This window comes from Pseudomonas agarici, from assembly GCF_001543125.1.
GTDB classification, from domain to species: domain Bacteria; phylum Pseudomonadota; class Gammaproteobacteria; order Pseudomonadales; family Pseudomonadaceae; genus Aquipseudomonas; species Aquipseudomonas agarici.
In genome coordinates, this window is record NZ_CP014135.1 from 1,627,734 (window position 1) to 1,638,309 (window position 10,576).

13 protein-coding genes and 1 pseudogene are annotated in these 10,576 nt (G+C 50.2%); 6 read left to right on the top strand and 8 right to left on the bottom strand.

Going from position 1 to position 10,576, the window contains the following annotated elements:
* The first annotated feature begins 202 nt into the window (after positions 1 to 202).
* The 3 genes from AWM79_RS07105 to AWM79_RS07115 all read left to right on the top strand — a co-directional run bounded on the left by AWM79_RS07105 (position 203) and on the right by AWM79_RS07115 (position 1,906).
* Positions 203 to 706, top strand: coding sequence for a hypothetical protein (locus AWM79_RS07105; protein WP_026013105.1), 504 nt, complete (start codon positions 203 to 205; stop codon positions 704 to 706).
* Positions 707 to 776: 70 nt separating this feature from the next.
* Positions 777 to 1,478 (top strand): class II aldolase/adducin family protein, encoded by a 702-nt coding sequence (locus AWM79_RS07110; RefSeq protein WP_017131351.1) that lies wholly within the window; start codon positions 777 to 779, stop codon positions 1,476 to 1,478.
* The gene (locus AWM79_RS07115; RefSeq protein WP_244159624.1) at positions 1,475 to 1,906 is read left to right on the top strand and encodes a hypothetical protein; all 432 of its coding nucleotides are present in this window, start codon (positions 1,475 to 1,477) and stop codon (positions 1,904 to 1,906) included. Before AWM79_RS07110 ends, AWM79_RS07115 begins: the two co-directional genes overlap by 4 nt.
* Before the next feature lie 159 nt (positions 1,907 to 2,065).
* Here AWM79_RS07115 and AWM79_RS07120 read toward each other — a convergent pair whose 3' ends face one another.
* From AWM79_RS07120 to AWM79_RS07145, 6 genes are all read right to left on the bottom strand, one after another.
* Positions 2,066 to 2,365, bottom strand: coding sequence for a hypothetical protein (locus AWM79_RS07120; protein WP_060782498.1), 300 nt, complete (start codon positions 2,363 to 2,365; stop codon positions 2,066 to 2,068).
* Positions 2,366 to 2,534: 169 nt separating this feature from the next.
* On the bottom strand, positions 2,535 to 2,996 hold the full coding sequence (locus tag AWM79_RS07125) for a tripartite tricarboxylate transporter TctB family protein (RefSeq protein ID WP_017131354.1): 462 nt from the start codon (positions 2,994 to 2,996) through the stop codon (positions 2,535 to 2,537).
* Positions 2,974 to 4,500 (bottom strand): tripartite tricarboxylate transporter permease, encoded by a 1,527-nt coding sequence (locus AWM79_RS07130; protein WP_060782499.1) that lies wholly within the window; start codon positions 4,498 to 4,500, stop codon positions 2,974 to 2,976. The genes AWM79_RS07125 and AWM79_RS07130 overlap by 23 nt, the downstream gene beginning before the upstream one ends.
* Positions 4,501 to 4,592: 92 nt before the next feature.
* Positions 4,593 to 5,600, bottom strand: a complete 1,008-nt coding sequence (locus tag AWM79_RS07135) for a Bug family tripartite tricarboxylate transporter substrate binding protein (protein ID WP_060782500.1) — start codon at positions 5,598 to 5,600, stop codon at positions 4,593 to 4,595.
* A gap of 87 nt (positions 5,601 to 5,687) precedes the next feature.
* A complete protein-coding gene (locus AWM79_RS07140; protein WP_060782501.1) occupies positions 5,688 to 6,278 on the bottom strand; it encodes a cupin domain-containing protein in 591 nt (196 codons plus the stop codon).
* 45 nt (positions 6,279 to 6,323) lie between these two features.
* Positions 6,324 to 6,875 (bottom strand): cupin domain-containing protein, encoded by a 552-nt coding sequence (locus tag AWM79_RS07145; protein ID WP_017131358.1) that lies wholly within the window; start codon positions 6,873 to 6,875, stop codon positions 6,324 to 6,326.
* A 189-nt stretch (positions 6,876 to 7,064) separates the two neighbouring features.
* On the opposite strand from AWM79_RS07145, the gene AWM79_RS24900 reads away from it, so the two are divergent.
* The 3 genes and pseudogenes from AWM79_RS24900 to AWM79_RS26045 all read left to right on the top strand — a co-directional run.
* Entirely contained in the window at positions 7,065 to 7,190 is a 126-nt protein-coding gene (locus tag AWM79_RS24900) for a transposase (RefSeq protein ID WP_156430089.1), read from the top strand.
* A 256-nt stretch (positions 7,191 to 7,446) separates the two neighbouring features.
* Complete coding sequence (locus AWM79_RS07150) at positions 7,447 to 8,628, top strand: hypothetical protein (protein WP_060782502.1); 1,182 nt, start codon at positions 7,447 to 7,449, stop codon at positions 8,626 to 8,628.
* Between the two features lie 151 nt (positions 8,629 to 8,779).
* Positions 8,780 to 9,003 (top strand): annotated as a pseudogene (locus AWM79_RS26045) (hypothetical protein); the annotation flags it as partial.
* A 95-nt stretch (positions 9,004 to 9,098) separates the two neighbouring features.
* Here AWM79_RS26045 and AWM79_RS24205 read toward each other — a convergent pair.
* Positions 9,099 to 9,395 (bottom strand): hypothetical protein, encoded by a 297-nt coding sequence (locus AWM79_RS24205; RefSeq protein WP_082712588.1) that lies wholly within the window; start codon positions 9,393 to 9,395, stop codon positions 9,099 to 9,101.
* Between the two features lie 566 nt (positions 9,396 to 9,961).
* The gene (locus AWM79_RS07155) at positions 9,962 to 10,198 is read right to left on the bottom strand and encodes a DUF4124 domain-containing protein (protein WP_156430090.1); all 237 of its coding nucleotides are present in this window, start codon (positions 10,196 to 10,198) and stop codon (positions 9,962 to 9,964) included.
* Positions 10,199 to 10,576 lie beyond the last annotated feature (378 nt).

Here is a 10,576-nt window from a genome sequence, read left to right on the forward strand (position 1 = left end):
GAGTTCGTTAGCTCAAGTTCGGATGCCATAAGTCCATGGCCAAGGCGCTGTGACGAGTCATAGCCGGGCTATGGCGCGCAACAGCAACGCAGGCCAGGAATTTAGGGCGCCGAAATTGACTCATAGAACTGACCACACAGGCCACTAGCCGCTGTCAGTCATGCCGCTCCCGGTCTTTAACGAATCAAGAGACGAGGTGACTATGGTTAGCCTTTCTTCCAAGGCGACAACAACGGTCGAAAGCCAGTTTCGGATCAACCGCCCCAACTCCAGACCGCGCTCTTGTTTGGTTATTGCATTGGATGAACCCAGCGAGTTGTCTCTGGCGATACTTTCCAGGCGGCAATGGAATGGAGCTCGATTCCGAAGTGTCCGCCAATTTGAAGTGGAAGAGGGTGGGTTGGTAGAAAGCGACTTGCTGCTGATGTCTCCCGAGGGCGATAGCAGCCATCTTCCCGATGAGCTTGATGATGTTGATGTTGTAGTCATGGTTGCTCAAAGTGGGGCTTTTGCCGAAGTGGCTAAAGTTATTGGGCATGGATGCTTCAAGAGAAACCTGATGACTGCGGGAGTCGTGCTTGAAACAGTGGCAGACCCAGCAGTCATCAGGCGGACAGTGAATCAAATTCGTCCTTTTGTGCTCTCCCTGGTCATTGGCCTCGACGAAACGTCCCTGGCTGAAACTTTAGGCGCTATACGAGCTTGAGCGCATTCATTGCGTAATAGGTCTTATCGGCCAGCCAGGATGGCTTTATTCCAGTCAAACAGGATTTATCATGAGCGATCTCGTCTATACCGAACCTGAACTGCGCCGTCAGCTAGCCAATGGAATAAGGATACTTGAGCGATTGGGTATCATCGACTTCAACGGCCATTTCAGTGCCCGTCTAAGTGATGGTCGTATTCTGATTAATAGCGGCGACTCGGTGCGTAGCGCGATTTCTGAAAGCGATTTCACTATTGTGGGTCCTAATGGCGAATTCCTCGCAGGTCAGGCGCGTCCGCCGGCAGAACTGCCTCTACATGTCTCGATCTACCAGGCTCGACCGGATGTCCAGGTGATCGCTCACGGTCACCCAAAATGGTCGACCCTTCTGACCAGTGCGGGTCACCCATATCGTGTGGTGCTAGCGCAAGGCGCGCTTGTTGGCGATGTGCCAATATTCCCGTCTCCTGTATCGGTGAACAAGCCTGCCGTTGGCGATGCGGTGGCAAGGGCGCTGGGGAACGCTGAAGCGGTATTGCTCAAGGCACACGGCTCCGTCCTGGTGGCGAAAGATGTACTGGAGGCCACGGTTATGGCTATCTATATGGAGCTCAATGCCGAACGACAGGTTCTGGCGATGCCGTTGGGAGGTGGCTATATCTTTTCAGCGCAAGAAGCGGACGCCTGTAGAGCGGGGCTTGCTAAGCGAGGGTTGTACGAAAAATGCTGGAATTATCATATGGAGAAATTTGCGCTCACCGGCGTTGATTGATCACCAACTATAAGGAACTTGAGATGTGTGGAGAGTTTGACGACGAAGATTTAATCGATGAGTATTTGTTCGCACGCTTGCTCCAACTGGCGAGCCAGCACGGCGTCAAACTTGGCGAAGCCGGTACCCATACTCCTCAGCGGCTATCGGGGCGGGCAGCAAGGAATAGCTACATGACCCAGTTATTCCAGGCCGGTTTGACCCGAGCGATCAATGATGCGAATAGTTTGCCGGAAGGCGAGCGGATGGATGTGATTGCTGGGCAGGCAATTGTTTTTGCACGTCTGGCTGGTTTTCTCGCGGGACAACTTCCTCCAGGCGCAGACACGTTAAGGCCCACGATCGAGGCCCTGATGGAGGGGTACAGTGAGCCGGTCGAGCGCGCAAACAAGCATGATCACCATCATCATGGCGATCACCAACATTAGTCCAAATAGGTAACCCGGTCGGCCTCTCGGGAAACCTACAGCGTAGGCGCGCGCGATGTGCGTCTCATACCCGGTCGATGTCCCAGGTTCTGTACGAAATGTATCGGCGCTCGCCCGTGCGGCGTTGAAGCCGGCTCGCCTGGCCTTTTCGTACAGACCCTAACAACAATCACACCCGTCCTCACTGTCGTCCTGTAGAGAAGGAAGCAACCAGCTAAGGGGGAGATCCTCTTTTAAAACCTCTTCTAGCGGTTTGAACAGCTTGATTCGGTAGCGAGTATTATCATCGTTCCAAAACGCGATGATGGTCTCGACGGGAGGGCACCCCGGAACCTGGCAACTGATCTCCGCCACGGCGATCACCGCCTGGTTTGACAGACTGAACGTGTTGCGTACCCATTCTTTTATCTGATTGATAGCGTCTTGATGACCTGGCGATTTCTTAAAGGTCTGGAACATTGGAAACTCCGAACACGTCAGTGCCATGACCGGCAAGGTGCCTTGGGTGGGTCATGTGCTTCCAGAAAGGACTGGACTCATCGTAGTCATACCGCCGAAACCTGCCCTGAGCGATATAGCCCAGGGCAGGAGATGGAGATATCTGCCGCCTGCCCCTGTCCTGATCCGGCTAACCGATGAGCCATTCTAGAATGAGTCCAGGGAAAAGCGGGATTTCGAAAAGCTTTTCAAATAAACCAAATAGTAAGAGCCAGATTCCAATAGCACTCACGATTGCTACCTTGACTTTCTCTTTCTTATAAAGATAGAGAAAGCCGAAAATCAGGACAGGTGCTGCATAAACGAATCCGAAAAAAAGAATGCCGATAAAGAAAGTGAAAATCCACAGAAACATCTCCGCTTCCTTTTTTTGCATGTCTTTTTTGGCATTGTTGTCTGTCGGCGCAACCACCTTATGGAGCTCGAGGTACAACTGCGCCAGACCGAGAATCGAACCTGGCACGCCGACCATCAATGGTAGCAAGCGAGCTTGGGGCGGGAAGCTGAAAGCAATGGCAGTAGTTGCCAGAAAGAACCCTGCCATAGCCAACGCTGTCAACACTTGCCCATTATATGTCCGTCTGAGGCGCATAAATTTTTTCCTTTTCCTTACGTTTTTGTTTCACTGCACGCCATATGTAATAACAAATACTAAAAGCAATGAGCGCCACCAGCAATATAGGGCCTGGATGCAACAGGAAGCTGGGGCCCCAAAGTGACATTGATTTGTGAAAGGAGTCTTCGGTAATGGGGCCGAGAATGAGACCAATCACGAATGGGGGACGTGACCATTTGTATTTTTTAAGGAAGTAGCCAAATACGCCTAACACTAGCAGTAATGCCAGGTTCTCCCATGCCCGGTGGCTTAGATACGAACCCAAAAAGGTCAACACTAGAATAAACGGAATTAACAGTGCGCCTCTGATATAACTTAAATAGCCAAACGAAGGGGCCAGAAACAGGAAGATGACACACGCCAGGACATTGGCAAATATCATTGCCCAGAAAAGTGTCCAGACCAACCCCATCCCATTGAGTGCCAGCGCAGGCCCTGGTTGAATGCCCAGCATGACCAGGGCGCCGAGCATGATGGCCATGCCAGACGAGCCAGGAATAGCAAAGAACAACGTGGGAATCAACGAGCCCCCTTCCTTCGAGTGATTAGCCGCCTCAGGCGCGATAACACCTTCCACGGCTCCTTTGCCGAATCGCTCCGGGGTTTTTGAGGAGTGAACGGCGTGCCCGTAACAGATCCAGCTAGCAGCGTCGCCGCCCAAACCTGGCACCATGCCGATGAAGGCGCCAATCAGCGACGTGCGCAGCGCCAGGCCCCAATGGCGAAACACATCCAGAACACCTTGGAGAACTTCGCCCAAGCCATAGCTGGGACCTTTCTTCGCAATCATGGAGGTGGAACCACCGGCCACCCCCAGGGCTATCATTTCCGGAATTGCAAATATAGCCAGTACCACGGTGATGATGTCGACGCCGTCCCACAGAAACAACATATCGAATGTATAACGCTGCGTACCGGTGTGCGGATCAAGTGCGACGAACGAGAACATCAAGCCCATGAATCCTACCAGTAACCCCTTTATCAGAGATTCACCGGAGAGCATGGCGATAAAGGTAATGCCAAATAGAGCCAATAGAAAAAACTCGGCAGGACCAATTGCCAGCACCAGTGGCCGAACGATAGGAGTGGCAAGCAACAAAAACAGTCCCCCGACAATACCGCCCAGGCCGGAGGCTCCCAGGCTTGCCCCCAAAGCGCGTCCTGCCTGACCTTTTTTTGTCATCGGAAAACCATCGACAGCCGTAGCGGCGTCCGCGCCGGTGCCAGGCACTCCAAACAGAATGCTTGGAATCGCTCCGGCGGTATGTACCACGGAATGCATGGCTAGCAGGAAGATTGCTCCAGCCGTTGGATCCATGCCGAAGACAAAAGGGATCACAAGGACAATGCCGAGCTTGCCACCGAGCCCCGGCACTGCGCCAAAGAACATACCGACAGGGACTGCAATTATCAGCATGAGAAGGTTATGGGGTGATCCCAATAATGCCCATAACGAGTTGAGTATGCCGCCAATATCCATAACTCACCTTGACTTGCTTGGGAAGATGCCAGCGCCGCCGACCGATAAGTCGGATGGCAATTTCTGATGCCGCAAAGTTGATAATGTAATAGCTACTTGGCCTCGACGGCTCTGGCGATGATCGCCGCGGTCTCGGGAGTTTGATCCAGTGCCGCGGTCACTAATGCTTTAACATCATTTCCATACGCAGGTTTTATTGGCAGATTCATCTTCTTTGCGTAAGCCAAAAGCCCTGGGTCTTCCAGCGACTTCTTATAGGCAGCACGAAGCGCGGCGACGCGTTCGGGAGACGTCCCGGGAGGGGCGGCGGTAACGCGTCCGAGCTGTGCCATGGAACTGATCATCGAAATGATGTGCTTAGCCTCGTCGGTCTTGGCATAATCCATTGCATCGGCAACTCCCTCCATCTTGTCGCCGATCGTCAGCAGATAAGAGGCACTACCGGCACCGACAAAGTCTGCCATCGAGCTAGCGGAGCCGAGCGTTGCACAGGTGTCCCCACGCATCATCGACATCTCACCTTCGGTACCGTTGTAGCCGGCGATGGGCTCGATATTCAGATTCAACGCTTCAGCGGCGAGTTTTAAATCCACATAAGAGGCCGAGCCAATACCCGCGACGGCAAATTTCACCGGTTTTTTCGCGTTCAGCAAATCATCTACTGTTTTGATGTCGCACGTTTTAGAAACGACGATTGCCCGAGCGTCACTGGAGGCTTTTCCGATCCACTCGAACTTTTTAAGATCAAACTCCTGGGCCTTGCGGCCGATGATCTGGCCGTAGATGAGACCGGTATCGAAAGTACCTATCGTCAGGCCGTCCGGCTTGGACTGCCAAAGGGTATTTGTGCCGACGATGTGCCCTGCACCCGGCACATTTCTGATCACAACATGGTCGGCTCCAATATACTTCTGCATGAAACCGCCCGTCATACGACCATAGACATCGTAGCCTCCACCTGGGCCGGTGGTGACGATATAAGTAATGTTCTTACCTTTGGAGAAGTCGGCTTCGCTGCGTTGACGGGCGCCGGGACCGCACCCTGTTGATACGATGATGCCTGCCAGCAAAACCATGCTTGCCAGCACTTTGGTTAACATCCACACGATGGCGTTCCTCACTTATTATACTTATATGAGCCTGCTTCATCATATTGCCTTCGACAGCGGAGCCGAATGGCTATTTGTTTATTCTGTCGGCGGTACCCACAGATCTTCAAAGCCCTTTGCCGGTTCCAATTGGTCAAACCAGTCAAAGCCGATAGCTTTCATCATTCGACTATTGATGACCACTACTCGGGCTTCGGTATTGGCGTCCGTGTTAAAGCGTTTGTGCGCGCAATAAGGCGGGATATAGATAAAATCACCTGGGCCCCATTCATATTTCTGCGGTTCGGTCTCCCACTCCCAGACGAATTCGTCTTCACACTTGAACCGGACGTCATAGTGAAGATCGTAACCTGTACCCTCGATTACAAAAGCTACCTCTTCAGACAGGTGGCGGCTAGTGCCTGTCGAACCGTTGGCAGGCAGAAATTGCATGTAGATATCAAGGGCGCATTCTTTGGTATTCATGCCTTCATTGATAATATGCTTAATAAGACCGTCGGCGCTGCGCTCCATGGGCATTTCATTGTGTTTGACTACGTTTTTTCGTTCTTTGTATTCGCGGCGAAATTCTTTTGACGCTTCCAGAGCCTTGGCGTAAAAGTCGGCATTAAGGTCTGTGCGTGCACGCTGACGTTCGATGTCAGAAACAAAAGGGGTGTCGGTGCTCATTCTATTCCTCACGAAATTATTATTGGGCGTTTATTTATAGGCTGCTTACAAAGAGCTTGGCGGAGCATAATTTTCTTGCCCGGGAACAGGCGTCTTTGGTGGATATTCAACTACTTCTTGAAAGATGAGGTGCATAAACAGGAACAATGGTTTTGCTTTCATGATCAGGCAAATCGATTCATTCTCGGCGTCGTCGGAAAAGTGTTGGTGGACACATCCATTCTCGACGATCAGTGCATCGCCGGCTTCCCAGTCGATACGGCGCCCGTCATGAATGTCATGACCTTTGCCTTTTAGCACGAAAAATACGGCACTATTCATATGGCCGTGTTTCTGACCATGACCCCCTGGCGAAAAGGCATCAACATGGGTTTCGATCGATTGGGCAATTTTCGTAGCTTGCGGGTTGATGACTTTCTTGCCGAAATTCTGAGGTCCGCCTTTCCACTTCAGATCTTGGGTCGGATAGATACGAGGCTGGCTAAAAAGCTCGGCCACCAGTTCGCCATAGGTGCCTTCAAGGCCTCGCACGAACGTCCTTTTTTTTGTCCAGCGTTCCCAGGAGATTTCTTTTTCTTCGGTCATCGGTTCAGTCATTTTTGTTTCCTCTTATAGGCGTCCAATGCACTCAGTTTGGGTGGAGCGCTTACGCAAAAATACGGTACACCGTTCCTCAATGAAGAACAAGTAACTCTTTTTATTTTTGGTCCGGCGTTCCTTTATGTGGAAAGGTACTGACTTTTTCGAAGACAAAGAGCGCTTTTCAGGCGTAGTGAGGAGTTTTTCATGACCGATCGACACAGGACATTCGACGACAGCTTCAAGCTGCAAGTTGTGAAAACGATCACGGAGCAAGGACTGGTCGTTTCACGAGGCTGCCGAGACGTCCATCTGGTTGGTTCGGCGTTTTGAGGCAGAGCAGTTGGGGTCAGTCGAGGTCGGTAAGCTGCTGACCCGAGCATTTAAGGCACTAGAAAATTAGGGGCGATTCAGTCAGCTGCCGGTAGGGTGTGGTCATCCGCGCTTGAATCCTTTGGTGTGAGAGCCTGGACTCTACCGGCGGCTGGCTTTCTGCCTCTTGTTTCAAGCGTTGCGATTTCAGGCCTTCTATTAAATATAATAGTGCTGAGCCTGTAAGTGATGCTAGCTTGCTTAATAGGTGAGTGCAATGTCTTTAAGTGAGGGTGATGACATGTTGGGTTCAGAGATCGATATTGAGGCGCTGAGCATGTTTGCAGAGGGGTACAATGAGGTTGTTGAAACTTCCATGACTTTACTTGGGGCTTCTCTAAGGCAGATTACTGAGGGTGCGCAGCCTATTCTTATAAGAAAAATGATTGCAGAGATTGAGAAGCTTAAAAGCTGGTCAAATTCTTCGGTAAAGAGTAATAAGCAAGACGTAAAAGATATAAAAAACTTAATTACTGGATATCAGACTTATATCTCAGAGAGACTTGATTTTGTTTATAAGGATGTGTGCTATCTGTGTGAGAGTAAGTATGATGAGGTTAATGTTGTTAAATTAAAAAATCAAATGAGGCTCTTGTCCAAGGCGTCTAATGTTTTGACGGAAAGGCTTACTGATCAAACGTTTAAAGATATTTGTGTTGACTTGAGAGACTCATATGAAACCGCGAAAACAGAATTCAATAATTCGACTTCGCTTTTGGCGACGGTTCCCTTAAAACTAGAGAGCGAGGCAAAAGCAATAAGCGACAAGCTCGCCACCCTTCGATCTCAACGTTATAAGGGATTTTCCAGCATGGTTCATAGGATTTGGGCTGATGTAGAATTGCGCGAAGGAAAAACGGTTGTAAAAGAAAATGAGTCGTCTCCCATAGATGTGAAAGGTGAGTTTACGGGGAGAGAAGCGCCGATTGAAGAAACCGTCGTGACCCTCGCAGTGAAGGTTGCAATTGGCATATTAGTTATTGGTATAATCGCTCTTTGCGTAAATACGACGAAAATTATTAGTGATGATATAGATGCGTATAGGGATCTTGGTAGGCAAATAGAGATAGAAAAGAAAAAGCTCGCAGAAATCGAACCTGTCTATGCTATCGCTAGAGAAATTACCGAGTCTGCATCTCGGTTTATGGGAGGGTTGGATAGGCTGGCGGAGTACTTTCCCAAAGTCGCCAAATTACTCATCGCTCAGAATGAAGAGAGACAACAAATACTTCGTGATCTAGAAGAGAAGATAAATAATGCTAACTGGTCATCCAAAGAGTTTAAGGTTAATAAGGAAGCGTTAGAAGCGCATATGGCCAGCTTTAAAAAAATTATGAAGGTTTACGCAATGATAAGGGCAATAGATAAAGAAAAGCGAATTTACTACGTTATTAGTTGATCCTTATCGGCGGGCAGACTTTCGATGTCTATCATGAAGGGCGTCATAACTTACGATTAAGTAAGATGGCAGTTTTTAGGTGGAGAGCTACAAAAATAGCGTGTGTGAGCATGTTATAAATGACCAATCGTATTTGTCAATATCAGCCTCACAGGTCCTCACGCACACTGATGGCAAAGACCAGACTACTCGGTTATTACGCACTGCACGCGGTTTGGCGAGTAGCCACGGGACGCCAAGGGCCTACGGGTATGACAAGCCATTCGCCTGACCGCCCTGGTCAATGAAAACACCGCCGCGTACCAATTTGTCTACGACGCCTCGGATCGAATGATCGAAGAAAAACGCACCGATAATCTGACACGACGTTTCAGCTAAAACCTCCATGGCTGGCAGAGAGCGACTCCTAACGGCCGGTCGTGTTTGGCAGACATTTAGCAAGTGACCGATTTTAGCGCATAGTTAGGCTATTAACTGCCATCTTCGCAAATTGCTTTTAGTCCGAGGACTGTGGTTGGAGTACTGCCAATCTGAGTTGGAGTGGCGATGATCATATTGGCGCCTGAGTCACCTTCCAGATGGTAAAGCTTTCCATTACAAACCTTTGCGGCTTTCTGGTTTATGTTTTCTAATAAGCCTTCTCTAGAGTTGAAGATACTGCCATGGCTTGTGATCATGTATTGACCAGGAGCAATTTCATTGGCGCCCGTAAAGGTGCAGCCAGTTAAGGCCAAGGTAATACATCCGGTTAGTATTATTTTTTTCAAGTGCGCGATCTCATATAAGGCTAATAACTATTATTGGTGACATGCCATGCCGCGTTCGAACGCGACAGGCTGTCGCATAAACGACCTTGTTAATTATTAAGGCGTTCGCGATAAACACGACATGCCAAAAGCGAAACGAGACAAAGGTGACAAGATCCATTGTCGAGCATTCGTGCTGAATGATATCGTTTCGCCAGCACGGTGTCCATCGGGCTTCTGGTCGATTGCTGCCTGTGGCGAAGAGCTGCTTCGGCCATGGATCGAAATAGCGGTATCACTTGTTGGTTAGATGGTCGCTCCAGCAGCACGCAAAGTCCGGTCACGCGAAACTGTCAATTTAAACTCGTCATTCAAAACATTAGTGTTGGTAGTAAAGTTCTCGAGCCTCCTCTCTCAGGCGCATCGATTTTTCGTGATTGGTTTCGCTACCTTTATTCTTGATCACCGTCACGCCCGGAATTTTCGGTTTCAGGCTGTCGAGGTACTCCTCCTGAGCCCTTAAGCGTCGCTTGATACGACCATCCCTTGTATCTTCATCGGCGGAATCACGGACTACGGTCGGCGAGTTATGAGACGAATCCGGATCGCTTTAGGTTTTCCGTTGCCCGGATGATGATGGTTTGATGGGCTCCCCCCATGTTGTTGATTTTCAGCTCTTTTTGTTCTGCGCTCCCGCTGGCGGTTCCGCACCCGGAGTTCGAGAAAACCACCCGACCATCCGGGGTGGTGCATTTGTACACGTCCGCAGCTTGAACGATGGTGGTACAAAAGGCCGCAAGTGCCAAATACGAAGTCCATTTCATGATGCAACCCCCAAGAAGGCTGGACGACACCACAATCTGCTGTGGCGCTTCCTATTTCTGAACTTAATCGTAAAAAGTACAGTGGCATTGATGATATCCGCAGAGGTCAAGATTGCTGCCGGCCGCGCGCTCTATTATCGGAAAGGGGGAGACGACCTTTCGAAGACTGACTGCCCCTTTGCGTCACCCCTCGCAAGACCCAGCATCAATGCCTAGAGTTGCTCGGCATCAGTTCTATTCAGAGCCATGGCGAATGCTCTGCCAGGGGAGGCGGGCTTTAGGCGGCACTCAGGAGTTGGGGATGGATGTGCATCATCGATGGCACGCCACAGGTAGTGCGTAACCGTCCGGCCAAGGTATGCGTCCGGGCATCACGCC

Bases quoted from the DNA above. Each gene is read 5' to 3' on its own strand.
- AWM79_RS07150 (WP_060782502.1), top strand. From the start codon at position 7,447: ATGTCTTTAAGTGAGGGTGATGACATGTTGGGTTCAGAGATCGATATT.
- AWM79_RS07135 (WP_060782500.1), bottom strand. From the start codon at position 5,600: ATGTTAACCAAAGTGCTGGCAAGCATGGTTTTGCTGGCAGGCATCATC.
- AWM79_RS07120 (WP_060782498.1), bottom strand. From the start codon at position 2,365: ATGTTCCAGACCTTTAAGAAATCGCCAGGTCATCAAGACGCTATCAAT.
- AWM79_RS07140 (WP_060782501.1), bottom strand. From the start codon at position 6,278: ATGAGCACCGACACCCCTTTTGTTTCTGACATCGAACGTCAGCGTGCA.
- AWM79_RS07110 (WP_017131351.1), top strand. From the start codon at position 777: ATGAGCGATCTCGTCTATACCGAACCTGAACTGCGCCGTCAGCTAGCC.
- AWM79_RS24900 (WP_156430089.1), top strand. From the start codon at position 7,065: ATGACCGATCGACACAGGACATTCGACGACAGCTTCAAGCTGCAAGTT.
- AWM79_RS07130 (WP_060782499.1), bottom strand. From the start codon at position 4,500: ATGGATATTGGCGGCATACTCAACTCGTTATGGGCATTATTGGGATCA.
- AWM79_RS07145 (WP_017131358.1), bottom strand. From the start codon at position 6,875: ATGACTGAACCGATGACCGAAGAAAAAGAAATCTCCTGGGAACGCTGG.
- AWM79_RS07155 (WP_156430090.1), bottom strand. From the start codon at position 10,198: ATGAAATGGACTTCGTATTTGGCACTTGCGGCCTTTTGTACCACCATC.
- AWM79_RS07105 (WP_026013105.1), top strand. From the start codon at position 203: ATGGTTAGCCTTTCTTCCAAGGCGACAACAACGGTCGAAAGCCAGTTT.
- AWM79_RS07125 (WP_017131354.1), bottom strand. From the start codon at position 2,996: ATGCGCCTCAGACGGACATATAATGGGCAAGTGTTGACAGCGTTGGCT.